Origin of the sequence: Exiguobacterium sp. s128 (assembly GCF_018618815.1) — a bacterium.
Classification (GTDB): domain Bacteria; phylum Bacillota; class Bacilli; order Exiguobacteriales; family Exiguobacteriaceae; genus Exiguobacterium_A; species Exiguobacterium_A antarcticum.
Genome location: NZ_JACSMT010000038.1, coordinates 1 through 24,723, shown reverse-complemented (window position 1 = coordinate 24,723; position 24,723 = coordinate 1). Strand labels below are relative to the sequence as shown.

Here is a 24,723-nt window from a genome sequence, read left to right as displayed (position 1 = left end):
AAACGGCTTGAGTCCGCTGGAATTCAGGGCTCAAGCCGTTTAAAAGATTTTTATTATTTCGCCTGTCTACTTGACGGGGAGCAGTTCAGTTTGAACTGAGGAGTGTGCTTTTTTTATCCGAATGTGATTTCTTTTTGAAGATCAAATGCTAAGATATGCTGTTCTCCAATCGGTCCCATCACAGACTGCAGCGTATCGACGTATCCTGTCTTGAAGTACAACGATTTTGCTGCGATATTTTTTTTATTGACGGCTAACGTGATGGCTGTCACTTCAGGAAAATGTTTATTCACGAAGGCCGGCAACTGCATCATCGCTTCTTTCGCATATCCTTGCTGTTGATGCCGGGCATCAATCGAAAAGGCACGCAACAGTACACTTTTCTCATCTGTCCGATGTGTTTTGGGAGGATGTAAATGCAGGATGAAAAAACCGACGACTTCTGTATCCTTTTTAATGACAACCGGAAATTTATCGGGATTTTCTAACGCTTCTGACACCACCTGTGTCGGAAATGTCGTAAATTGGATTTGTTCTTCCGGAAGAATAAATGCATCACATTGTTCATAGTGTTCATTGGTATACATAACTAACTTCACTTGAGACATATTTTTTCCGCCTTCCATTAATCGAAGAGATACGCTTCTCTCCTTACATCTATTTACATTTTACATGTTCTAGATGTCTTTAGCCAATGTTTGAGGGATGTTGACTGAAAGGTTTTCTCTTTACTTCTATTCCACTTCTTTTGTAGACTTAATCAATTGTCGAACTGAAAATGCTAAACTAAGAAGAGAAATTTGAGTTTACAGATGTAAGAGGTGAACAAAACGATGTCGACAGACTTTTTCGAACGTATGGAGCTTGAAACCGGAACCAAGCTAAACAATGTGCAACGCCAAGCGATTGAACATGATCAAGGTCCCCTTCTATTACTCGCTTCCCCGGGATCCGGGAAAACAACAACGTTGAATTTTAAAATTGCTTATTTGATTCTTGAAAAAAAAGTGAATCCACGATCCATCTTAGGTTTAACGTTCAGTAAAGCTGCTGCTCACGAAATGGCAGAACGTTTTCACGACTGGTTCCATCATCTAATCGGAACGACCGCTTCTTTTTCGACGATTCACAGCTTTGCCTTTCAGGTTGTTCGTGACTATGCGGCAACGAATCGCCTTCATTATACGATCATCGAAGGGGCAATCGAGAAATCATCTTCTCCCCGTTCCGAACAACCGTTGCATAAACGGATGATCCTCCGTCGAATTTTTCAAGACATCAATCGGAGCGTCATCACGGAAGATCAGATGGATGAATTGTTGCGGATGATTTCATTTGTCAAAAACCGTTTGTTGTCACAAAAAGATCTCGAAACGTTAAAAACGACCATCAAACATTTTCCGGAAATCTATCTTGCTTATGAACAATTCAAACTACGTGATCCGCTTCACCCTTTAATGGATTTTGATGATATGTTGACGTATGCCAATACGATTTTAGCAGAAAATGCTTCATTGTTAGCGACGTATCAACAACGATTTGAGTACATTTTGACGGATGAAAGCCAGGACACCTCACTGGTCCAACACCAGCTTGTTGAAAAATTAGCATTACCGAACAACAATTTGTGTGTCGTCGCCGATGATGACCAAACCCTTTACAGCTGGCGCGGAGCAGATGTCTCTAAAATCATCCATTTTAAGGATACGTACCCGGATGCTACCGTCTTGTATATGGAGCAGAATTACCGTTCTTCGCAAGAAATCGTCGAGACGGCCAATCGGTTCATTCAACGAAATAAAGTCCGGCATCCTAAAAAAATGTTTACAAAAAACCCTTCTTCCCGCCCGATTGTCGTGGAAACATTACCTGCCTATGAAGACCAGACCCGTTATGTCATTCGTCACTTACGGGAAGAAACTAATTATCAGGAAGTCGCGATTTTGTATCGAAACAATTCTTCTTCGATCAATGTCATGAACGCACTTGATCTGGCAGGGATTCCTTTTTATATCAAGGACATCGACCATAAATTCTTTAGCCATTGGGTTTTAAAGGATATCTTACATTTCATTGAACTGGCGAATGATCCTTCAGACGTTGATCTATTGGCACAAATCCATACGAAGTTCGCCGGTTACATCTCGAAAGTCCAACTCCAACGTTTATATGAGCTGCGAAATGGTGAAAATGTATTTGATTTATTGATCCAACATGTCGAGATGAAGTTTTATCAAAAGAAACAATTAAAGACCATCAAATCGGTTTTCGCTGCCATTCGGACGGCTCGACCTGCATCGGCATTAACGCTGATCCGAAACGAACTCGGTTATGAAAAAAACCTTAAAAAAATGAGTGATAGTCTTGGCTTCAGCATTGATTTTCTGCTCGAGATGCTTAATACGATTGAAAATGTCGCAAGTGACCTTCCGACGGCGCTTGCTTTTAAGGAACGTATCCTGCATCTTGAACAATTGATGCGGCAAGCAAAATCAAATAAACATCAGAATGCCGTCACATTGTCGACTTTTCATAGTGCAAAGGGTCTTGAATTCGATCGGGTCTTCATGATTGATTTGATCAACGGGGTACTTCCGTCCTCTGATAATATCAAGTCTTACAAAGACGGGCAGTTAGAAGAGATGGAAGAGGCGGTCCGCTTATTTTATGTCGGTATGACACGGGCACGTCACGACCTTCATTTGTTGTCCTACCGGTATAAATCAAAGCCGGTCGAAGAGTCCCTGTTCATCGGAAATATCCGGCACATTCTTCATCCAAATGACACCGCCAAAATAGCACACGCGCGGAGTCAACGGGTAACTGAAAAAGCGTCCATCCCTATTTTGCCTGTTCAGCAAAACATGCGGATCCGTCATACCGCGTTTGGTGACGGTACGATTATTCATGTAATGGATGATGTACTCGACATTCAATTCGATAAAGGCATCGACAAACAACTATCCCTGCAAGTTTGCTCTGAAAATCACTTGTTAACGATTCTCTAAGTTAAAAAAATCGCTCTACTTCTTAACTATCAGGCGTAGTCCTGCAGCTAAGAATGAGCGATTTTCCTTTTTTTACGGATTCTTTTTAGTCGTCAATCGTTGCGACGCACTAACGCATCCCGGATTTCGGTCAATAACTTTTCTTCCGTTGTCGGAACGACCACTTCTGCTGGGACTTCCTCTTTCCGGCGGAAGCTGTTGATGCCCTTGACGAACAAAAATAAAGCAAAGGCAATCAAAATGAACTCGATGCTTGCCTGAAGGAACTGTCCGTAAAGCAACTTGGCTTTCCCGACCGTCACTGATAACTCTTTCACGTCAATCCCACCGATCACTATTCCGATCAGCGGCATGAAGATGCTGTCGACTAAAGATTTGATGATACCGCTAAAAGCGGCTCCCAAGATCACGCCGACGGCTAAATCAATCACATTTCCGCGAAACGCAAACTCCTTAAACGCTTTGAACACGGTTGGTGACCTCCTCCGACGTTACGTCCACGCTTTGTCCGCCAATTGGCCAATCGCGTAACCAACACCGTTCTCATCATTTGTTTTTGTGACTTGATGGGCGATTGCTTTCGCTTCTTCGTGACCATTCCCCATCGCAATCGCCATTCCAGCAACCTTGAACATCGGTACATCATTTAGATTGTCGCCGATCACTGCCACCTCGTCGATGGATACGCCGAGATGTTTCGCCAGTGTTTTGACAGCCGTGCCTTTATCAGCACCAAGTGCCATGACTTCGATGTTATCATGACCGGATGAGGTTACGTAAATGCCGTCCACTTTTTCTTCAATCTCTTTCCAAATCTTTTTCATCAAGTCTTGATCAAATGAAAACGATATGAATTTAAAGACTTGCCCTGCTTGATTCCGAATGAACGACCGGAATCCATCAATCATCTTGACGTCTTCATTGACATAATATCGGTTATGGAAAAACTCGAGGACATCTTTCGCACGATCACTTTCTTCACTCATCTCCTTGAGCGAATCATAGGCTGCATCAATCGTTGATCCTTGAGCGGTGACAAGACCTTGATCACAAAACATCTCGAAGAAGACTTCATATTGGCTGATGATGCCATAAATCTGTTGCGCTTGTTCAGCCGTCAATGTCGTTGCACTTAATTCTTCTCCGTCAACCGTCAAGACACGTGCACCGTTTGATGCGATGATCGGACAAACGATTCCTGCCTGATCCGTCAATTCTTTAGCGTTTAAGTAATTTCGTCCTGTCGCAATCGCAAATTCAATACCTTTTTCTTTTGCCGCTTGAATCGCGGCAATCGTTTCCGGTTCTATTTTCTGTTTGCTGGATAATACCGTACCATCCATGTCTGAGATCAATAATTTGATTGCTTTTGCCAAAACGTTCACTCTCCTTTGTCTTTTTCAGTTACACTATACCATTTCTCTTGTCCTTTTCCTGTTTTCGCCCTTCTTCTCACACTACAAAATCGGGGACAGCAGTCGCGAGATACTCTCTTTGAATTTAATCATGCGTGACCGTTCTGCGTATTTCTCAGCAGTCAATCGTTCACAGACAAGACAATCCTCTTCGAACAAACGGGCTAGTGCGCTTGCGACCTTTGCGTCGTAAACGATGGTATTCATCTCGAAGTTCAACCTAAAGCTCCTTGCGTCGATGTTCGTCGTTCCGACTGATGCGATTTCTTGATCGACGACAATCGTTTTTGCATGTAGAAATCCGGGTTCATACGTGTAGATCTTTGCCCCGTAATCAATCAGTTCTCCGACTGCTGCTGTCGTCGCCCAGTAGACAAACGGATGATCCGGTTTATTCGGGATCATGATTCTCAGTTCTACCCCTGATAATAATGCCATCTTGCAGGCATCCATGTAGCTCGCGTCCGGGATAAAATAAGGCGATTGGATATAAACGGATTGTCTGGCTGACGAAATCATCTTGATTAACATATTTTTTAAATGCTCTGTTTTCGAGTTCGGTCCGGATGTCACGATTTGCATCGGCAAGGCCTGTTCGACCGAATGCGTGCCATAACGGAAAAATTCTTTGGCCGTGTAACTGTCGCTCGCCTGATTCCAGTCGAGAATGAAACGATCCAACTGGTCGTGTACGACTTCTCCCTCTAACCGGAAATGCGTATCCCGCCAGTACCCAAACTTATCATCAATCCCGAGGTATTCAGTCCCGACATTAAATCCTCCGATGTAGCCGATTCTTCCGTCGATGATACACGACTTCCGGTGATTCCGATTGTTGAGCCGAAAGTTGATCAAACCAATCGTCGGTGGAAAAAAGGCAAACACTTCCCCGTCATGAAGCAACAGCTCTTTGAAATCTTTTCGTCCTAAATCCCGCGAACCGACGGCATCATAAAGTAACCGGACTTTTATCCCTTCTTTCGCCTTTTTTGTCAGTGCTGCGATCAACGCCTGTCCTAACGAATCTTTTTGAATGATGTAGTACTGAATGTTGATTTCATATTTCGCGTTCAAAATATCAGTCATCATCCGATTGAATTTTTGTTCTCCATCCGATAAAATCACGACCTCATTTTTAAAACTGAGTAACGCGTCGTTTGACATTAAATTCATTCGGATCAACTGGTCATACCGTACGACAGCAGGATGACGCATCTGTGTCTGCGGATGATTCAGCTCTTCAAGTTGTAATGCCACACGCCGTGCCTGTTCTTGTTTTTCCTTCTCTTCGACATGATGGAAGTCCGTTTTTTTCAAGAGGCGTCCGAAAAATAAGTAGATGAGAAATCCAATGAGCGGCACAAAATACAGAATCAAGACCCAGGCCCACGTTGCACCGATATCGCGCCGTTCTAAAAAGATGACGGTGACGACGGCCAACAGATTCATGATGATCAATCCATACGCCAAAATGACGAGAAACGTGCTTAAAATCTCAAGCAAAGCAATCCCCTCCTTCGTGTCTGTCAGGACTTTTCCCCAATGTATAAGCTATTCCTTATTTTTGTAGAGATTGAAACAAAAAAGTGTACGAAACATCAGAACAATCCTGATGTTCGTACACTTTATGAAAACATGAAAGTCAGTTGATCGACTCGCCAGCATGTGATTGTTCCAGTGCAATCGATTCAATCATCGTTTTTGCACTGGCAACGCAGTCAGGTAAGCCGACACCATCGTAAGCAAGACCTGCGAGATAGATGCCTGGATACTTTGCCGACACTTCATCCCGAACACGTTGTGTCCGTTCCGCATGTCCGACGGTATAAGCAGGCAAACCATCTATTAATCGGCTGATGATGACTTGTTTCGGCTCTAATTTCCGATTGCAAATTTTTTCTAAATCCTGCAAAACAGCTCTCTGCAGAGTTTCATCCGATTCATGAACAAGATGATCATTGCCCGGTCGGCCGACAAAGGCACGTAAGACCGTATGGTTTGGTGCCGAATGATTCCATTTTTGATCAATCGCCGTACAGGCTGTGATCGAATACGGTGCTCGGCGATTAACGACAAACCCTGTTCCTTCGATCGGCAACGATTCTTGCTGATCAAAAATCAGGGTGATCGTCGCTGTCGAATGGGTCGTCAACTGTTCGAGTTCCGGTACATGCGCCTCCGGTAATAGCTGAACGACTTGAGGATGCGGAATCGTCAAGAGGACATAATCCGCATATTCCGGACCATGATCCGTCTTCAAGCGGTAGCGTCCGTCTTCCCGTGTAATCTCAAGCAACGGTGTTTCCAGACGGATTTCGGATTGTTCTAACGTTTCTTCCAACCGCTCAATCAATGACTCAAGACCGGTTGCTAATGATAAAAATTGTCCAGTCGCTTTGATTGTCATTTGTGGCGTGTTAGGAGTTTGATCTAGCGGACGCATCAAACGCATCCCTTCAAACAAGGAACCGGCTTTTTGTTCGTTTGCGACAAATTGAGGATATGTCGCAAACGTACTCATTTTATCGATGTTTCCAGCATAGATACCCGATAACAGCGGTTCAATCAATTTTTCGACTAAAGCATCCCCCAACCGCGGTCGTAAATACTCACCAAGCGGGATATCGTGTTCCGGAATCGTCAACTGTTCAGAAGGATGTAACAATAAGTCCGTGACTTCTTGTTTTTCCTGTTCTGTCAATAATGTGGTTTCTCGAAACAGTTCCAAATCTGTCGGAATACCCATGACCGATCCTTTTGGAATCGGATGGAGACCAACCGGATCCAGGATAAAGGCTTGTGATGTATTGTTCCGGACTAGTTGATCCCCAAGCCCAATCGCTTCAATCAAATCCGTCAAGATGTGTTTTCGTGCAACGTATGAATCGGGTCCACGTTCAATCATAAATCCATCTTCCCGATACGTCGCGACTTTACCACCAAGACGCTCTCCTGCTTCGAGTAACGTAATATTTAAGTTCGGAAAAGAACGTTCTGCGTAATAGGCAGCGGCAAGACCGGTAATACCACCGCCGACGATGACGAGACGTTTACTTGACATAACTACCAACCTGTTTTGAAACAGCTTCTGTCACGGCTTTCATGAAGGCAGGATCCGCATTCGGCATAGCCGGACGGGCATAGTGAATTCCAAGTTCGTCACAGACGACCTTACATTCGTAGTCATTATCGAATAAGACTTCCAAATGATCTGCGATGAAGCCAACTGGCACATAGATAAACGCTTCATAGCCTTCTGCTTCATAGACGTCACGTGTTAAATCCTGAACGTCTGGTCCGAGCCATGGTTCTGGTGTTTGCCCAGCTGACTGCCATCCGGTAATCATATGTTGGACGCCCGCACGTTTTGCAATCAATTCTGCCGTTTCTTTTAATTGTTCCGGATACGGATCACCGTTTGCAATGATTTTTTCCGGTAAACTGTGTGCTGATACGACCAATACGGCTTTCTCTTCCGGAACCGGTAAAGCGTCAAATGTTTTCCGGATTTCTGTCCCCCACCAGTCAATAAATGCTTCTTCTTTATACCAGGATTCAACAGACGCCAGATGAATACCATGTTTATCCGCTACTTCTTTCGCCCGACCGTTGTATGAACGGATGCTGAACGTCGAATAGTGTGGTGCCAGTACGACCGTAACGGCTTCCGTAATGCCGTCTTTCGCCATTTGCTCGACCGCATCTTCTACGAACGGTTCGATGTGCTTCAGACCCAGATACAGCTTGAATTCGATCTCACCTGCATATTTTTCTGTCAATTGGCGGTGCAATTCCTCTGCCTGGTCAATCGTGACTTGCGCAAGCGGTGAAACACCACCAATCGCTTCATACCGTTCTGTCAGTTCAGCCAATGCTTCTGGAGACGGTTTCCGTCCGCGACGAATGTGCGTGTAATAACGTTCGATGTCTTCCGGTTTATACGGCGTACCATACGCCATGACAAGTAATCCTAGTGTTTTCATTTCGCTACCCCCATTTTTTCTTTCGAATAATCATGGATAAATGCAGTGAGACGTTTTAAGACTTCCGGATCGACTTCCGGGAAGATACCATGACCGAGATTAAAGATGAATCCGGGACGTTTCATTCCCATATCAAGAATTTCCGTTGCTTTGGCTTCGAGAATTTCCCAAGGTGCGAGCAAGTAGGATGGATCAAGGTTTCCTTGTAATGTCTTCGTCAGTCCACGTTCACGGGCTTCGTCGATCGACAGACGCCAATCGAGTCCAACGACGTCTAGCGGTAAGTCGTGCCATTCTTCTGCTAAGTGACTTGCTCCGACACCAAACATGATCATTGGAACGCCTGTTTCTTTTAACTCAGTAAAAATCCGTTCCATTGTTGGTTTGATATACAGGACGTAATCTTTGCGACTTGTCGTACCGACCCACGAGTCGAAGATTTGGAAGGCTTGAATGCCTGCATCGACTTGTGCCTTGATATACTCGATCACCATGTCTCCGAGTTTCTCCATTAAAGCATGCCATACATCAGGATGACCATACATCAATGCTTTTGTTTTGTGATAGCCTTTCGACGGACCACCTTCAATCATGTAACTGGCTAGCGTGAAGGGTGCCCCAGAGAAACCAATCAATGGAACTTCGAGACGCTCACGTAACAGTTCAATCGTCTTAAAGATATAAGGAATGTCTTCTTTGTTGAATGGTTGTAAGGCTTGCACATCGTCCATCGTCCGAATCGGATTTGCGATGACAGGACCAATCCCACTTTTAATTTCGACATCAACGCCCATCGATGGTAAAGGTGTCATGATGTCTTTATAGAGAATCGCTGCATCAACCCCTAGTTGTTTGACAGGTAGCTCCGTGACGTACGCGCATAACTCTGAATCATGTGTAATCTCAAACAACGTCCGTGTTTTCTTGATTTCACGATACTCTGCCTGATAACGACCTGCTTGTCGCATATACCAGACGGGTACATGACTTACCTCTTCACCACGAATGGCTCGTAAAAATGTATCATTAAAGTTTTTCATCATAACTACCCCTTTATACTCGTTCTAACGCCCTAAAATAACACACGATAAGTTTGTGAACACAGAAACATTATATCTGAAATTCAGAACGGTGTGCCAATAAATCGTTTACAAAATTACAGTTCCGTTACCCGTTCATCAAATGTTCACCGTTTCTTATAAAGACCAAACGCTGCATTCAATTGTCCACGAATCAAATCCGAGCGTTGTTGTTCGGTCACTTTCCGATCTTTTTCACGAATTTCATGCGTCCGCCAACCCTCTTCGATTTTCTCCGCGACTTCTACTAGTCGTTCAATATCGGTAAATGAATATTTTCTTGTTTTCCCGTTCGTCCGTTCTGGGAAAATCAATTTCCGTTCTTCATAGTAACGAATTTGACGTTCTGATAAACCGGTCAATTCACAGACAATACCGATCGTCATCACCTTTTTCTCCCGGTAATTCATCTTCGTCACTCCTTTCCTCCAAAATACCATGTCAGATTTTCTGACACAAGACGTTTCTTGGAAAGGATTTCCGTCTAAAGTAAACACATACTTTAAATTGATAAAGGAGGAACGATGATGAATCTAGAAGAAATGTTAGTCTCAGTTGATACGTTTTATGTCTTATTCGCTACTTTACTTGTCTTTACGATGCAGATTGGGTTTTTACTACTTGAAACAGGGATGTTACGAGCTAAAAATGCTGGACACGTCGCTATCAAACAGTTGATTAGTTTCTCCGTCGCCGCCCTCGCCTTTTGGGCGATTGGCTTTGGATTAACGTTCGGAGATGGACCTGGCTTGATCGGAACGGAAGGTTTTTTCCTTCAAGGTGGGTTCTCAAGTCTTGATTGGTCAAATGTGACAATCGATGTGAAGTTTCTTTTCCAACTTTCCTTTGTTGCCGTGTCATTAGCAATTGCTTGGGGTGGTTTTGCAGAACGTGCCAAACTCTCGGTTTATCTGTTGTTCGGTACATTTTTCGTTGCCATCATCTATCCAATCATCGCTCGTTCGGTTTGGGCCGGTGGTTTTCTTGGTTCACTCGGTATGCAAGATTTCGCTGGATCAACGGTCGTCCATTTGCAAGGTGGGATTGCGGCACTTGTCGCGGCCTTAATTTTGAAAAAGCGGATTGGCGCAGAAACAACACCACTGCTTGGTCATAACGTCATCTATTCTGTCGTTGGTGCCTTTATCCTCTGGTTATGTTGGTTCGGATTTAACGCTGGTTCAACCTTGACGATTGCCGATGGATTCTTCAGCTATGTCGCCTTGACGACACTTCTTGCGACAGCAGCCGGTGCACTCGGCGCACTTGCGATTTCCTTCTGGCATCGACGGGTCGCAGATATCCCTTCGATCATCAACGGTGTCCTCGCAGCGCTCGTCGCCATCACGGCTGCTTGTGCCTTCGTCGAACCGTGGGCAGCTGTCGTCATTGGTTTCCTCGCTGGTGTCATCACGTATGGAACAAGCATCTTACTTGCCCGTCGTGTCGATGATCCGTTATGTGCTTTTTCTGTTCATGGTGTAGCCGGCATCTGGGGAACACTTGCAACCGGATTCTTCGCTTCACCACGACTCGTTGAAATTACAGGAATCGGTCAAGCCGGACTGTTTTACGGTGGCGGATTTACGCAACTTGGCGTACAGGCACTGGGTGTCGTCTTCGCCGTCGTTATCGTCAGCGTTTTAAGCTACGCCTTCCTCAAACTGCTTGATGTCACGATTGGTCTACGGATTACCCGGGAAGATGAGTTACGTGGACTGGATGTTGCTGAACACGGACAGGCGTCTTACGACCTTCCCGCTCCCATCAGCAAAGAGTTGAAAAAGGCTTACGAAGAAGAAACAACGGAGAAGGTCAACTAACCAGTTGTTTCGTCAAACAAATGAGACCCGATTCCCTGTCTGCTCGGACGGGAATCGGGTCTCATTGTTCGCCTAAAAAAGCGCGTGAAGCCATCTACTTATTTTTTTCGCGCATAGTACTCGCCAATGCCAAGTGCCACGATTGCCCCTACAAAAACAGTAACTTCACCACTGAGAATAACCCCTGCCAGTGTGAGGACCATCACCTGTAAGAATGACGCGACACGGATGACTTTTCGTTTTGAAGATACCGCATCTCCAAATGGTAACAGGCGTGTCAACAGATGAGAATCAATCGCCCGGGTAAACGGTGCAAGTTGAAAACTCGTCAATCCACTGAACGCCGGAATCGCTAACGTCACGAGCCACCCGCTGTCTTTTGCAAGCCACATGAACACTGCACCAATCAATGTCAATCGGACAATCAAACCAATTCCGTCTGTACTTCGGATAAATTGTTTCATGTAGAGATAATCAAATGTTCGCTTCTGATCAAATCCGATTTTCTCGACGAGATGACTTAACAGACGTCGGCGCTTATAGGTCGTTGACAAACGCGGTACATCCACGAACCAGTTCGCAATCCGGTAAAACCGATCACGTGATTCCTGCTCGAGCGTAATCCATTCCATCAAAGGTAACTGTTCTTGTTTTTTGAGGTGAAGCGTAAGCAACAACAAACTCGTAACGACGATACTGAACGATCCCATGTCCAGCATGACGAGGACTCCTGCACCTGTCGCATACAAAAGAACGATCCGATGACTGATTCCTTCTAGTTTCGATAAGTTCGCAGCAGCTCCAATCATCCCTAAAGAGACGAATAACAAAATCAATTCGCCAGCTGTCGTCTGTTCTGTCCGTACATATAGAACAGAGACCGCTAAAAACGGGAGAATCACCCGGATCATTCCGTACAGAGCATTGTATACCCGGACACGTTTCATATATCCATCTAAACGTGGCAGACTAGGCAATAAAAATACTTGATCGGCCTCAACTAAAAATGTTCGTGCTGATCGGTAGAATGCTAATAAAATGAATAACCCCCCCATGAGGAGGTGCCCGGGGAAATCAGGATCGATTTGATCCAAAAATCGACCATAGACGACCAGTCCGTATAAAACCACGAAGTAAACCGTAAATAACAATCCGCCGTTCGCCATGTACCGCGTGTACTTTGTCATTTCTGCCATCGCGGCTTGATAACGTGTTCTCCATAGTGCGGAACTGGTCATCGTTCCGCCTCCTCGATGGCCGCTACATAAATGTCGTCGAGTGAACCTTGCTGGAGTTCATACCGGTTCCGTAATTCTTCCGTCGTTCCTTCCGCTGCAATATGGCCTTCATGTAACAAGATGAATCGATTACAATGTCGTTCCGCCGTTTCTAGTATATGAGTTGACATCAAAATCCCTTTTCCATCTGCTTTTAATTCACTAAAAATCACCAACAGTTCACGAATCGCTAACGGATCGAGTCCTACGAACGGTTCATCGACAATCAAAAGTTCACTTCCCGTGATCAGTGCACAGAGAATCATCGCTTTTTGTTTCATCCCTTTAGAAAAAACGCTTGGAAACCATTCCAATTGTTTCGTCATGCGTAAGCGCGTAGCATAATGGATGATTCGTTCTTCCGCTGTTGTTTCATCAACGGCATATCCTTGTGCCATCAACCGTAGATGTTCCCGCAACGTCAATTGTTCGTATAACATCGGTTGTTCCGGAATATAGGCTACTTGTTTTCGATACGTTTGTTCGTCTGCTTCCAAACTGACACCATTAATTAAGATTTCTCCCGATTTCACAGGTAACAAACCGAGGATATGCTTAATCGTTGTCGATTTACCGGCACCATTCAAACCAATCAGTCCAACCAATTCCCCCTGTTTTACTGTTATATCAATATGATGCAACACTTTTTTGGATCCATACCCACCTGACAAATCATTTATTTTTAATAACACGATCATGCACTCCCTTCATTAACTATCCTAGACAAATCATTCTCACTTTTCTACTCCTGATCATTTTTTTTATTAAGAAAAGGTTTGAATACATCTTTTTACGGTAATTACTCTAAGTGTAATCGTTACATCAATATATGAAAACGACTTACAAAAATTGAAAGTAGTATTTTAAATACAAACTTCTTTGAGAGGTAACTGGTATAATCGTCTAGCCATTTTACTTTTAATAATTTACCTCGCTTACTAAAGAGTATTTAAAGACTTTCATCTTTCAATGTGTTTACAACTACCTGAAAACAGGTAAATCTTAAGTAAGAAAAGGAGTGTTTCAAATGGGATTCTTATGGGCTTTAATCGTTGGCGGGCTAATCGGTTGGGTAGCTAGTCTCATCATCGGGAAAGATGTACCGGGCGGTATCATCGGTAACATCGTCGCAGGTTTCGTCGGTGCAATGATCGGTCAAGCAATCTTCGATACAATGGGACCAGATATCGCTGGTTTCGCAATCATTCCAGCAATCTTAGGTGCAGTCATCTTAATCTTCATCGTATCGTTGGTTCTTCGTTCAGTTCGTCGTAAATAATTTATCGAAATAACAAATCAGAACGTAAACTTACAAAAGGAGTGTTTTTAAATGGGATTCTTATGGGCTTTAATCGTCGGTGGATTAATCGGTTGGGTAGCTAGTCTTATTATCGGGAAAGATGTACCAGGTGGTATCATCGGTAACATCGTCGCAGGTTTCGTCGGTGCAATGATCGGTCAAGCAATCTTCGGTACAATGGGACCAGATATCGCTGGTTTCGCAATCATTCCAGCAATCTTAGGTGCAGTCATCTTGATCTTCATCGTATCGTTGGTTCTTCGTTCAGTTCGTCGTAAATAATTAGACTACTAAATTTAAAAGGAGTGTTTTAAATGGGATTCTTATGGGCTTTAATCGTCGGTGGATTAATCGGTTGGGTAGCTAGTCTTATTATCGGGAAAGATGTACCAGGTGGTATCATCGGTAACATCGTCGCAGGTTTCGTCGGTGCAATGATCGGTCAAGCAATCTTCGGTACAATGGGACCAGATATCGCTGGTTTCGCAATCATTCCAGCAATCTTAGGTGCAGTCATCTTGATCTTCATCGTATCGTTGGTTCTTCGTTCAGTTCGTCGTAAATAATTAGACTACTAAATTTAAAAGGAGTGTTTTAAATGGGATTCTTATGGGCTTTAATCGTTGGTGGTATTATTGGTTGGTTAGCAAGTCTTATTCTCGGTAAAGATGTACCAGGTGGAATTATCGGTAACATCATCGCAGGTTTTGTTGGTTCAATGATCGGACAAGCATTGTTCGGTAGCTGGGGACCAGATATCGCTGGCTTCGCCATCGTACCTGCTATCTTAGGTGCAATCATCTTAATCTTAATCGTTTCGTTCATCCTTCGTGCGGTCAACAAACGATAATCTAATTTACTACAACAAACCACTAAAGACGCTTTGTCTTTAGTGGTTTTTCGTCTGTTTTTGATATGAGACCTCTATCTAAAAAATTCACCGTAATTCAAGCCACATCTTACCTGATCGCTCAATGACACGTTTCTCTGACTTAATGTTTAACCATCCTAACAACTCTTCAAAAAAGTTTGCCGGGTACTTCCAGACCGTCCCAACCGATTCTTTTGCTTTTGATTGCGGTTTTCCCGCTACCGCTTCGAGTTCGGAAGGTGTTTTATTTAAATCAATCAACAGACTTTGTACTTCTTGTTTGTCATAGGTCACTTCAAATCCGTCATAGGTTGTCTTATTCGCGACACGTGTTGATGGTGGACCAAACGTCTGCTCCACTTCTTTTTGACTTTGACCGATATAATCCGTCATTTGTTCGACCGTTTTACCTGTTCTTGCCTTGACTTCTGCCTCTAGTAATTTCTCAATATCGATACCATATTGCTCTTTTTGATCCGGAGCAACTTGCTCGGCCAGCTGAAAAGCAATCGTCGTCGTTTTTTGGTCACCCAGCTGTACAATTTTACTCGCACGTCCGGTTTTACCGTTTGCTTCAACGCGGGCTGAAACTTCATACTCTCCTGGAAATCGTTCAATTGTTAATGGTTTTTCCTGATTCAGATTTCCGACCGGTGCATCCTCGATTGAAATTTCTGTTCCTTCAGTATCGCTTGTCACTTCTAATGTTTGCTTATTCAAATGAAGGATATAGGTATCATACCAAAATCGTCCGGCTTGTTTTTTCAGTGCAAATAAATCTTGTTCCGCTGTTTTTTTCGTTTTTTGTGGATATTTTTTTTGGTCAGACGTGATTTCAGCGACAGCACGGTCGAGTCGTTGCGGATCTGCCAAGAACCAGTCCATGAGTCGATTACTATCCGCCATCTGTAGCGGTTTGTTATTGAGGTAGATCAGTTCCTGAAACGTTTTACGATCCCGTTCTTGTAGCGCCTTTTTAAATACTTCATCTGTCTGTTGACGTTCTGCTGCTGGTCGGACCTGGCTCCAGCCAAACCAAGCCATCACAAGTACCAAAAGTACGATGCCGCCAATGAGACCTATCCGTTGATTTCTTTTTCTCTTTTTTTCGTATGCGGTGATGCGAGATGGCATTTCAATTTCCCCTACTTTCTTGTTCCGACGATTTCCTTTAGTTTAGAAACCCTTCATATCCTTGTCAATCGCCCGCAAGACGGATTTCCTCGAGTATACTGATACTACATCTATATTAAAGGAGTGAGCTCATTGCAAAAAGAAAACTGTATTTTCTGTAAGATTGCAAATCATCAAGTTCCAAGCTACACATTATTTGAAAATGAACAGGTTCTAGCGTTTCTTGATTTATCTCAAGTCACGAAAGGTCACACCCTCGTCATCCCAAAACAACACGCAGACAATGTCTATGATTTATCTCAAGCAGATGCTCAAGCCGTTTTTGCAGCTGTTCCAGAAATCAGCCGCGCCTTGCAACAAGAAACAGGAGCAGCCGGAATGAACATTCTCTCGAATACGGGAAAGGTAGCCGGACAGTCTGTTTCCCACTTCCATCTCCATCTCATCCCCCGCCATGATAAGCACGATGGATTTGGCGCCAAATGGGAAGTTCATAACGACGACTATACGGCTGAAGAGTTAGCTACAATCGCTGAATCGATCAAAAGCCGTCTATAATGACTGAAAAACAGATCAATTACTGACTCATTTTAGAAATATTGCCAAAATAGGTTTCCAATATCGGATTTTCGGTAAAATAATATGAAACAAATATTTTAATATCAAAAAGGAGGTAAACTATGTCGAAGCGTCCCCATCGTAACTGGGTCGCTTTTGGTGCTACGCTGTCGCTTGTGACTTTTTACGGTTTGAAGGCGCTTCGCCAAGGTACTAAAAGTGACTCTTCGAATGGTAAACAACGTCGAAATTCTTATTCTACAATCGTAACGAACGTGCAGGATTTGACGCAGGAGGGAAAGAATCTAATAGAGACAGCCAAACTTTCTGGCATGACGTTTAAAGAAGAAGTAACAAAAGATGTCTCTCAGTATCAATCAGAGGTTCAAGAATCGCTGACACGTCTTCAAAAACTTGCCGATGAGGCAAAACAAGACGTCAATCATCTCACTCCCCAACAGTAAAGATCCACTGCTTCGATTTGTTTTTGTATAGTTTGCATTTTGCGCGTTTGAGCCATTGTCACCTTTCGAAAGGATGAGTCAGATATGGAACAAGAAAAATTATATCCTGGACAAGAAGCACTGTTATACAGTCATAAAATTGTCCAACTGAGCAAAGCACTATGGAAAACGGTAGAAAAAGATTGGCAAAATTGGATCAAGCCATTTGATTTAAACATTAACGAACACCATATTTTATGGATTTCTCATGCCTTAGGTGGTGCGTCGATTTCTGAAATTGCAAAATACGGTGTGATGCACGTTTCGACGGCCTTTAACTTTTCGAAAAAATTAGAAGACCGTGGTCTTTTAACGTTTTCTAAAAAAGAGACCGATAAACGAAATACCTACGTCCAACTGACACCGGAAGGCGAAAGTTTGTTACTTGAAACGATTCAAGCGTTCCGTCCAGAGGAAAATGGTGTGTTCCGTGCTTCGTTACCGCTTCAAGAGCTTTACGGGAAATTCCCCGAGCTGACCGACATATCTGCGATTGTCCGTCGTCTGTACGGCGATAGTTTTATGGACATCTTTGCCGAAACATCCAAAATGATTACAGAAGAAGCCGATCGTCGCCCACAAGATCCAGTCGTCGAATCCATCAAGAAAGCCTGAGATGTTAGCACCGACGTTCTAAGCCTCCAGGGCCTAGGACGTTTTTTGTTTTTTTAACTAAATTTAGCGAGAATTCTCCCACCTCTAAGCGTCTCATGGTGAAACCCAGCGTAGGTGGGAGATGAATCGCCTGTCTTTTCAAGACTCCAATCGTTCGATAAAATGAGTATAACGAATCAAATTGAAAGGAGTGATTGCTTTGCTAAAGGCGTACAAGTTTCGACTCTATCCGACGAAACCCCAACAAGAATATTTCGTGAAGACGTTCGGTTGTGTCCGTTTCGTCTACAATAAGATGCTCGAAGAGCGTATCCGATTGTACGAAGATTCGAAGCTCAATCCTGACGCGAAGCAGAAGCTCCCAACCCCAGCGAAGTACAAGCCCGAATTCCCTTTCCTCAAAGAAGTCGACAGTCTTTCTCTTGCGAACGCTCAGATGGACTTAAACAAGGCGTATCACAACTTTTTTCGAGATCAGTCTGTCGGGTTTCCGAAGTTCAAATCGAAGCACAACGACCGAGCCTCTTACACAACAAACAATCTGAAGGGAAGCATCCGCATCGAAGATCGTAAGGTGAAACCTCCTAAAATCGGTTTTGTGAAGTTGACACAACATCGTCCGTTTGATGGTGTGATCAAGTCCGCGACGGTCTCGATGACGAAGACCCGGAAATTCTTCATCTCCATCCTTGTAGATCAAGCCGAAGAGCAATGGGTTCCAGCCAAGAATAAAGTAGGAATCGACCTTGGTTTGGAGCACTTCGCCATCATGACAAATGATGAGAGGGTTTCTGAGAAAGTTGACAATCCTCGTTTTCTTCGAAAGTCCGAAGAGAAGATAAAGAAGGCGCAACGCGCCCTGTCCCGCAAGAAAATCGGGAGTAAGAACCGAGAGAAGGCTAGGATGATCCTCGCCAAGAAGCATGAAAAGATTGCAAATCAACGTCAAGATTTTCTTCATAAGCTGTCGAAACGGATGGTTGACGATAACCAAGTCATCGTCGTCGAGACACTTAAATCGAAGAACATGATGAAGAACCATAAGATTGCCAAATCGATTGGAGATGTCAGTTGGTATGAGTTCGTCCGACAGCTGGAATACAAATGCACATTCTATGGGCGAACACTTATCAAAGCGGATCAATGGTTCGCCTCGACCCAAATCTGTTCTTCTTGTGGAGTAAAAGGTGAGAAGAAAACAATGGATGTGCGCGAGTGGGTATGTGTTTGTGGTGTGCATCATGATCGAGATATCAACGCAAGTATCAACTTGTTGATGTTAGCAGACTGAAAACCCTTCAGGGTGGGAACCATCCGATGAGCTTGGTAAATAATCGTAGCTCGTAAAAGTACGGTCTTCCCAAGAAGCTCCCACTTCAATTTGCGAAGCAAATAAGTGGTGAGTTGTTCACAGTGACGTTCCTTTTACCGTTTTGTCTCAAAACGCTCAGGTCCTTCACAATTTCCCACAAAAATAGTCGTCTCACGATGTAATGATTATGATAGCATGGGGTAAGAACAAATCACTTTCGATTTTGAGGAAAGCTGTCAAGATAACGAAGATATGATATGATATAACGGTTGAAATAAATGGTAAATTAGGGGTGTATGTATGAAAAAGAAACTTTTAAGCGTAGCAGCAGTAGCAAGTGTCTTCACATTAGCAGCATGTGGTTCAAACGACGAAGCCGTCATCAACTACAAAGGTGGCGAAGTCAATAAAGCGGACGTCCAAGAAGAAGCCTATCAAAAAGCAGGTGCACAAATTGCTTTCCAACAAACAATGAACGAGTTGCTCGAAAAAGAATACGGCAAAAAAGTAACGGACAAAGAAGTCGATGCAGAAGTCAAAAAGACGAAAGATCAGTTCCCGGATAAGGAACAGTTCAATACGACACTGCAAACCGCTGGAATCAAAAACGAAAAAGAATTTGAAAAAGTCCTTCGCACACAACTTCTGTTGACTGAAGCAAAATCTGCGAAATCAAAAGTAACGGATAAAGAAATCGAAGACCGTTTTAATCAAGAAAAAGTCGAAGTTAAAGCAAGCCATATCCTTGTTGAAAAAGAAGCAGACGCAAAAGCAATCAAAAAACAATTGGATGACGGTGGCGATTTCGCAAAAATCGCAAAAGCAAAATCAACAGATACAGGTAGTGCTACGAAGGGCGGCGACCTCGGATACTTCACAAAAGGTAAAATGGTCGAGGAGTTCGAAAACTATGCCTTCAAAGATGGCGTTGAAGGTAAAGTTTCTGACCCAATCAAAACGCAATTCGGATACCACATCATTAAAGTAACGGATCGTAAAGAGAAAAAAGACTTTACGCTCGAAAAAGAATCAGATCGTATCAAAAAAGCATTAGCAGAAGAAAAAGCTGCTCAAGTCAATCCAAACGATATCTATCGTTCATTGATCAAAAAATACGATGTTAAAATCGAAAACAAAGACTTCAAAGATGCTTTTGATCTCGACAAACAAGAACAACAGCAAATGCAACAACAAATGCAACAGCAACAACAATAAGCTTAAAAATCCCTGCTTCCATCTTGGAAGGCAGGGATTTTTTTGGTTCTACTTTTTATTCTCGTTAACGAATCGGAGCCCGTTCATATTGTTTCGGCAAACTCACTTCGTCCTTGAGCTCTGCTGCCGCGTGATAGACCCAGTACGGTTGACGTAATAGCTCACGCGCGAGCAAGATGACGTCGGCTCGTTCACTGCGAACGATTTCTTCCGCAAGTGTCGCTGTTGTGATCAAACCAACTGCTCCCGTCTTCATGCCTGTCGCTCGTTTGATTTCAGCCGCATACGGGACTTGATACCCCGGATACACATCAGGTACCGCATTGGCCACCACTGCACCTGAACTGCAATCAAGCAAATCGATCTTTCGTTTCAGTAATTCGTCGGCCAGTGGGATATAGTCTGTAGCCGTCATCCCACCTTCTGCATGATCGGCAGCAGATATCCGAACCCATAACGAGATGTTCGACTTTTCTTGAATCGCATCGATGATTTCTAATAAGAAGCGCATCCGATTTTCCATTGATCCTCCATATTGATCCTGTCGTTTATTCGACAGCGGAGATAAAAAGGTATTAATCAAATATCCGTGCGCACCGTGCAATTCGATGAAATCGTAACCTGCCTCCTCCACTCGAAGTACAGCGTCGACGAATTGTTGTTTGACGATTTCGATGTCTTCAAGCGTCAATTCACGTGGCTCCTCGTACGAATCATCAAACCCAATGGCTGACGGGGCAACAGGTGGCTTTGCCGTCGTACTTTTTCGTCCGGCATGTGCCAATTGGACACCCACCTTTGCACCGGCTGCCTTCACTTGATCGGCAATCCGGCGTAATCCTTCGACATGATCATCTGACCAGACGCCTAAATCCCCCGCTGAAATCCGTCCGTCCGGTGTGACTGCCGTTGCTTCCAAGATGACACCACCGACACCACCAACGGCACGTGACGCGTAATGTGTGACATGCCAATCCGTTACTAACCCATCTTCTTTTGCACTATACATACACATCGGTGCCATGATGACACGGTTTCGGAACAGAACTCGTCCAATTTGGACAGCTTCAAATAACTTGGTTTTCATGCTTTCACTCCTCTGATCAATTTAAAATCATTTCTGCGCTCTTCGTATGTTGTTCACTGATTAGAGTTTCGGACGATAAAATGACCGATTATCCAGCGCAAACGACCGCTCCGAAAATTGTCCGGGTTCTACATACTCCAGTAGACGATCCATCATCGTCATCCGAGCATCTAAGTTGTCAATCAAAAACAGGACTTCTGCTTCGCGCATTTGTGGTGCGACAGCCGATCCCCACTCCGGACGACCATGATGACTCAGAACTAAATGTTGCAAGACCGTCAAGACCTCGGCATCGATTTGTAACTCGGCACCGACTTTTCCTAATTCGGCCACCATCAACGAGATGTGACCCACCAATTTCCCTGGGAGCGTATACTCTGGTGTCACAGGATCGGATAATTCTTTGATTTTCGCGTAGTCATGTAAGACGACACCAGCAATCAATAAATCTCGATTCAACGTCGGATAAAGACGTGCGATTTGATCTGCTAACTTCAACATCGACAGGACATGATACGATAACCCCGAGTAGAAGGCATGATGATTTTTGACCGCTGCGGGATGCGTGAAATATGCATCAAATTCCTTGATGACTAAATGTTTAACTAGCTTTTTCATGTCGGCATGGTGAATCGACTCAATGAAGCTCAGGACCTCGGTTTCGATTTGTTCACGCGGGAGCGGTGCGGACTGAATGTACTCTTCAACGTTCGTCTCATCAAGAACCGTAATCTGTTTCAGTTTCAATTGTGTCCGTCCGCGGTAATCCATCACTTCACCCGCAGCATGGACGATAAACTTTGGCGCGTATTTATCAAGATCGCTCGTATCCCACATCTTTGTCTCAATTTCACCGGTCTTATCTGCTAAGATTAATGTCAGATACGGTTTTCCGTTTGCCGCGATTCCTTTTAATGCCTGCTTGATCATGACTCGCTGATCGAGCATTTCTCCAATTGCTAACTGACCGATACCTTTCATTTCACAACACGTCCTTTTATCTGAATTCATTTTTGGCGGGTATATTCACACAGCCATCTGACCGTCATCTATCACTTTACCATTTTACTATATAGGAGCTCAAAACATGGAATCCAACTTACGATTCAACTGGCATCGTTATCCGACACTTGCCGCATACGAAAAACACTTCAGCCAGCTTGAACACACGACTTCATCTAAACTAGACTGGTTGACTGAACTTCGAACGAAAGACATGAACTTTACACGCGTCGAACTCGACGTGTTATATGGATCAATCGTGACTTGGCAAAATCCTGATGATAAAAGTGATCGCCGTTCCATCTGTTATTATGTCTCACCTACGGAACTGATCACGATTGGTTTATCGGACCATACCGTCTCTTTGGTCAAACCCTATCAGGCGACGACACCTTTTGAAGCCTTTTATTCGATTCTCGCCCTTCAAATGAACACGTACTTTAACGGCATCGATGCATTCGAGACGGAACTTTTTTTACGACAAGATGAACTCCGGGGAAGCATTGACGAAAATTCGCTCGACAGCATCTTCGGATTACGTGACACGATTGAAAATTGGTCTGATTTGATCGTTCCGTTCCGTGAGCTTGTTTTGGCCGGTCCTGAAGCCTTCATCCGACACACCACGTATTCGGATGCCTTTGCCTTTCGACTGGCAGAAAAACGTGTCGAACGGCTTTTGATGTTGATCGAGCACTATCAGAAAGACATCGAAGTATTGCTCGATCTTTCGACGACCGTGTCGAACTTCCGGGGAAACGAAATCATGAAAGCCTTAACGATCTTCACGGCCGTCGCAACTCCGATGATGGCCCTCGGCGCAATTTGGGGAATGAACTTTAAAAACATGCCGGAACTCGATTGGAAATATGGATACGCGAGTTCCTTGTTTTTGATTTTCCTCACGACCGGCGGAATCTTTTATTGGATGAAACGCCGTGGCTGGTTAGGAGCGCTCGTCCGCATGCCAAACAAGAAGTCGAGTGTAAAAAAATAGATAACAGAACATAAGTTCGTTATACTTAGTGTAACGAACTATCAGATTGAAGGAAAGGAGGAGACGATGATGGGAAGAAAAATCATTCATGTCGACATGGATGCTTTTTATGCATCCGTGGAACAACGCGACCGTCCACATCTAAAAGGTGTTCCCGTCATCGTCGGTGGTCCTCCTCATGCGCGGGGTGTCGTCGCAACGTGTTCGTATGAAGCACGAAAATATGGGATTCACAGCGCCATGCCATCTCGACGAGCGTTCCAACTGTGTCCACGGGCAGTTTTCCTGCGCCCTCGTTTTGAAGTGTACCGTGCTGTCAGTGCCCAAATCATGGAGTTGTTCCTAGAAGTCACACCACTCGTCGAACCACTGTCACTCGATGAAGCATATCTTGATGTCACAGAAAATAACCTGCAGATGACGAGCGCGACGCATATCGCCCAGTACATCCTGACGGAAATCAAACGACGGACAGGTTTGACCGCTTCTGCCGGCGTATCGAACTCAAAGCTGGTCGCCAAAATTGCCTCCGGTCATCAAAAGCCGAACGGATTAACCGTTTTGCCTCCGGATGCTGTTTTACCATTTTTATCAGGATTAGAGATCGGGGATTTACATGGGGTCGGAAAAGTAACCGAGCAAACGCTTCGGAAACATGGTTTCAACACGGTCGCAGATCTCCAACAATCGCCGATTGCCGAACTGCGGGGCCTGCTCGGTCGGGATCGGGGAACCGAACTGTATACGATGGCGCATGGAGAAGATGAACGAATGGTCCGGCCGCACCGTGAACGGAAATCAATCGGCTCCGAAAGTACATTCGAAGAAGATACAGAAGATATCGATACCATTTTTGAGACGTTGAAACGTGAAGCTCTATCAGTCGTCAAGACACTTAATCAAAAGGAACTGGTCTGCCGAACCGTCACGATTAAATGGAAAACGGAAGATTTTCAGTCCCGATCTAGACGGTATACGTTTTTAGAAGAAACGGCTGATGAGGAAACGTTACTACGCGTTACGACCAAGTTGTTTAATGAAATTGAATTTACAGGTCCGATTCGTTTAATCGGGATGAGTGTCAGTCATCTTGAGTCCCCCTCTCCTTCTAAACAGTTGACGTGGCAAGATATTGATTCCTACTTGTAAAATGAACCACTATTCATTACACTTAAGTTAGTCATTTCCGACAAGGAGGAATCAGCCATGCTTTATACGATTACCGCATTTTCAGATCGAGGAGACACGTTACTGGATGATACGTTTGACGCCCCTTCAGATGCAGAGGCACGTCAGGAAGGCATCCGTCGTCTGAAAGAAGCAGACTTGGAACATCGCGGGGCACGCGTGACCCGTGCCGGACAGTTGATTCATTTTGAACGGGCCTACCTTCCTCGTCTCGTTCCAACAGGAAAAACGTCATAACAAAAACCTCGGTCCAATTGAATGGAGCTGTGGGCTAACCTAAAATTTTGAGACAATATAAAACACCTTCGGAGTGGTACACTTTTAAAAAGTACTAACATCGGAGGTGTTTTTGCATG

At 44.1% G+C, this 24,723-nt stretch carries 27 protein-coding genes; 14 read left to right on the top strand and 13 right to left on the bottom strand.

Annotated elements, in window-relative coordinates; all coding sequences use genetic code 11:
* Window positions 1-113: 113 nt before the first annotated feature.
* Complete coding sequence (locus KNQ13_RS12560; RefSeq protein WP_236624405.1) at window positions 114-587, bottom strand: GNAT family N-acetyltransferase; 474 nt, start codon at window positions 585-587, stop codon at window positions 114-116.
* Window positions 588-833: 246 nt separating this feature from the next.
* Between KNQ13_RS12560 and KNQ13_RS12555 the strand changes: the two genes are divergently transcribed.
* On the top strand, window positions 834-3,008 hold the full coding sequence (locus tag KNQ13_RS12555; protein WP_026830970.1) for an ATP-dependent helicase: 2,175 nt from the start codon (window positions 834-836) through the stop codon (window positions 3,006-3,008).
* A 92-nt stretch (window positions 3,009-3,100) separates the two neighbouring features.
* Here the strand turns inward: KNQ13_RS12555 and mscL are convergent, their stop codons facing one another.
* From mscL to KNQ13_RS12520, 7 genes are all read right to left on the bottom strand, one after another.
* Entirely contained in the window at window positions 3,101-3,478 is a 378-nt protein-coding gene (gene mscL, locus KNQ13_RS12550) for a large-conductance mechanosensitive channel protein MscL (RefSeq protein WP_026830969.1), read from the bottom strand.
* Window positions 3,479-3,499: 21 nt separating this feature from the next.
* Complete coding sequence (locus tag KNQ13_RS12545) at window positions 3,500-4,393, bottom strand: Cof-type HAD-IIB family hydrolase (RefSeq protein ID WP_236624404.1); 894 nt, start codon at window positions 4,391-4,393, stop codon at window positions 3,500-3,502.
* A gap of 72 nt (window positions 4,394-4,465) precedes the next feature.
* Window positions 4,466-5,926 carry a cardiolipin synthase gene (gene cls / locus KNQ13_RS12540; protein ID WP_209548426.1) on the bottom strand — a complete coding sequence of 487 codons (1,461 nt, stop codon included), beginning with the start codon at window positions 5,924-5,926 and terminating at the stop codon, window positions 4,466-4,468.
* 139 nt (window positions 5,927-6,065) lie between these two features.
* Window positions 6,066-7,484 carry a protoporphyrinogen oxidase gene (gene hemG, locus KNQ13_RS12535; protein WP_026830967.1) on the bottom strand — a complete coding sequence of 473 codons (1,419 nt, stop codon included), beginning with the start codon at window positions 7,482-7,484 and terminating at the stop codon, window positions 6,066-6,068.
* Entirely contained in the window at window positions 7,474-8,406 is a 933-nt protein-coding gene (hemH, locus tag KNQ13_RS12530) for a ferrochelatase (protein WP_209548427.1), read from the bottom strand. The genes hemG and hemH overlap by 11 nt, the downstream gene beginning before the upstream one ends.
* A complete protein-coding gene (gene hemE / locus KNQ13_RS12525) occupies window positions 8,403-9,449 on the bottom strand; it encodes a uroporphyrinogen decarboxylase (protein WP_026830966.1) in 1,047 nt (348 codons plus the stop codon). Before hemE ends, hemH begins: the two co-directional genes overlap by 4 nt.
* 143 nt (window positions 9,450-9,592) lie before the next feature.
* Window positions 9,593-9,895 (bottom strand): MerR family transcriptional regulator, encoded by a 303-nt coding sequence (locus tag KNQ13_RS12520; protein WP_014969689.1) that lies wholly within the window; start codon window positions 9,893-9,895, stop codon window positions 9,593-9,595.
* A 117-nt stretch (window positions 9,896-10,012) separates the two neighbouring features.
* On the opposite strand from KNQ13_RS12520, the gene KNQ13_RS12515 reads away from it, so the two are divergent.
* Entirely contained in the window at window positions 10,013-11,308 is a 1,296-nt protein-coding gene (locus tag KNQ13_RS12515) for an ammonium transporter (RefSeq protein WP_026830965.1), read from the top strand.
* A 98-nt stretch (window positions 11,309-11,406) separates the two neighbouring features.
* Here the strand turns inward: KNQ13_RS12515 and KNQ13_RS12510 are convergent, their stop codons facing one another.
* Window positions 11,407-12,546: an ABC transporter permease gene (locus KNQ13_RS12510; protein WP_014969687.1), complete on the bottom strand. Its 1,140-nt coding sequence runs from the start codon at window positions 12,544-12,546 to the stop codon at window positions 11,407-11,409.
* Complete coding sequence (locus KNQ13_RS12505; protein WP_026830964.1) at window positions 12,543-13,283, bottom strand: ABC transporter ATP-binding protein; 741 nt, start codon at window positions 13,281-13,283, stop codon at window positions 12,543-12,545. Before KNQ13_RS12505 ends, KNQ13_RS12510 begins: the two co-directional genes overlap by 4 nt.
* Before the next feature lie 329 nt (window positions 13,284-13,612).
* Between KNQ13_RS12505 and KNQ13_RS12500 the strand changes: the two genes are divergently transcribed.
* From KNQ13_RS12500 to KNQ13_RS12485, 4 genes are read left to right on the top strand one after another with little or no spacing between them, the layout of a single operon-like run.
* The gene (locus tag KNQ13_RS12500; RefSeq protein ID WP_209548428.1) at window positions 13,613-13,864 is read left to right on the top strand and encodes a GlsB/YeaQ/YmgE family stress response membrane protein; all 252 of its coding nucleotides are present in this window, start codon (window positions 13,613-13,615) and stop codon (window positions 13,862-13,864) included.
* Window positions 13,865-13,915: 51 nt separating this feature from the next.
* Window positions 13,916-14,167 carry a GlsB/YeaQ/YmgE family stress response membrane protein gene (locus KNQ13_RS12495; RefSeq protein ID WP_014969685.1) on the top strand — a complete coding sequence of 84 codons (252 nt, stop codon included), beginning with the start codon at window positions 13,916-13,918 and terminating at the stop codon, window positions 14,165-14,167.
* Window positions 14,168-14,199: 32 nt separating this feature from the next.
* Window positions 14,200-14,451, top strand: coding sequence for a GlsB/YeaQ/YmgE family stress response membrane protein (locus KNQ13_RS12490; protein ID WP_014969685.1), 252 nt, complete (start codon window positions 14,200-14,202; stop codon window positions 14,449-14,451).
* A 32-nt stretch (window positions 14,452-14,483) separates the two neighbouring features.
* Window positions 14,484-14,735, top strand: a complete 252-nt coding sequence (locus KNQ13_RS12485; RefSeq protein ID WP_014969683.1) for a GlsB/YeaQ/YmgE family stress response membrane protein — start codon at window positions 14,484-14,486, stop codon at window positions 14,733-14,735.
* Window positions 14,736-14,822: 87 nt separating this feature from the next.
* On the opposite strand, the gene KNQ13_RS12480 is transcribed toward KNQ13_RS12485, so the two are convergent.
* The gene (locus tag KNQ13_RS12480) at window positions 14,823-15,890 is read right to left on the bottom strand and encodes a TcaA second domain-containing protein (protein ID WP_026830962.1); all 1,068 of its coding nucleotides are present in this window, start codon (window positions 15,888-15,890) and stop codon (window positions 14,823-14,825) included.
* A gap of 132 nt (window positions 15,891-16,022) precedes the next feature.
* On the opposite strand from KNQ13_RS12480, the gene KNQ13_RS12475 reads away from it, so the two are divergent.
* The 5 genes from KNQ13_RS12475 to KNQ13_RS12455 all read left to right on the top strand — a co-directional run bounded on the left by KNQ13_RS12475 (window position 16,023) and on the right by KNQ13_RS12455 (window position 20,093).
* A complete protein-coding gene (locus tag KNQ13_RS12475) occupies window positions 16,023-16,448 on the top strand; it encodes an HIT family protein (protein ID WP_034774517.1) in 426 nt (141 codons plus the stop codon).
* A 122-nt stretch (window positions 16,449-16,570) separates the two neighbouring features.
* The gene (locus KNQ13_RS12470) at window positions 16,571-16,912 is read left to right on the top strand and encodes a hypothetical protein (protein ID WP_014969682.1); all 342 of its coding nucleotides are present in this window, start codon (window positions 16,571-16,573) and stop codon (window positions 16,910-16,912) included.
* Between the two features lie 84 nt (window positions 16,913-16,996).
* Window positions 16,997-17,566 carry an HTH-type transcriptional regulator Hpr gene (locus KNQ13_RS12465; RefSeq protein ID WP_026830960.1) on the top strand — a complete coding sequence of 190 codons (570 nt, stop codon included), beginning with the start codon at window positions 16,997-16,999 and terminating at the stop codon, window positions 17,564-17,566.
* Between the two features lie 199 nt (window positions 17,567-17,765).
* The gene (gene tnpB, locus KNQ13_RS12460; protein WP_026830959.1) at window positions 17,766-18,857 is read left to right on the top strand and encodes an IS200/IS605 family element RNA-guided endonuclease TnpB; all 1,092 of its coding nucleotides are present in this window, start codon (window positions 17,766-17,768) and stop codon (window positions 18,855-18,857) included.
* A gap of 321 nt (window positions 18,858-19,178) precedes the next feature.
* On the top strand, window positions 19,179-20,093 hold the full coding sequence (locus tag KNQ13_RS12455; RefSeq protein ID WP_026830958.1) for a peptidylprolyl isomerase: 915 nt from the start codon (window positions 19,179-19,181) through the stop codon (window positions 20,091-20,093).
* A gap of 64 nt (window positions 20,094-20,157) precedes the next feature.
* Here the strand turns inward: KNQ13_RS12455 and namA are convergent, their stop codons facing one another.
* Window positions 20,158-21,180, bottom strand: a complete 1,023-nt coding sequence (gene namA / locus KNQ13_RS12450; protein ID WP_026830957.1) for an NADPH dehydrogenase NamA — start codon at window positions 21,178-21,180, stop codon at window positions 20,158-20,160.
* Window positions 21,181-21,240: 60 nt separating this feature from the next.
* The gene (locus KNQ13_RS12445) at window positions 21,241-22,161 is read right to left on the bottom strand and encodes an HD domain-containing protein (protein WP_014969678.1); all 921 of its coding nucleotides are present in this window, start codon (window positions 22,159-22,161) and stop codon (window positions 21,241-21,243) included.
* 106 nt (window positions 22,162-22,267) lie between these two features.
* Between KNQ13_RS12445 and KNQ13_RS12440 the strand changes: the two genes are divergently transcribed.
* The 3 genes from KNQ13_RS12440 to KNQ13_RS12430 all read left to right on the top strand — a co-directional run bounded on the left by KNQ13_RS12440 (window position 22,268) and on the right by KNQ13_RS12430 (window position 24,604).
* Window positions 22,268-23,179, top strand: a complete 912-nt coding sequence (locus KNQ13_RS12440) for a magnesium transporter CorA family protein (protein WP_026830956.1) — start codon at window positions 22,268-22,270, stop codon at window positions 23,177-23,179.
* Between the two features lie 69 nt (window positions 23,180-23,248).
* Complete coding sequence (gene dinB / locus KNQ13_RS12435) at window positions 23,249-24,328, top strand: DNA polymerase IV (protein WP_236624402.1); 1,080 nt, start codon at window positions 23,249-23,251, stop codon at window positions 24,326-24,328.
* A 57-nt stretch (window positions 24,329-24,385) separates the two neighbouring features.
* On the top strand, window positions 24,386-24,604 hold the full coding sequence (locus KNQ13_RS12430; RefSeq protein WP_014969675.1) for a YhzD family protein: 219 nt from the start codon (window positions 24,386-24,388) through the stop codon (window positions 24,602-24,604).
* Window positions 24,605-24,723 lie beyond the last annotated feature (119 nt).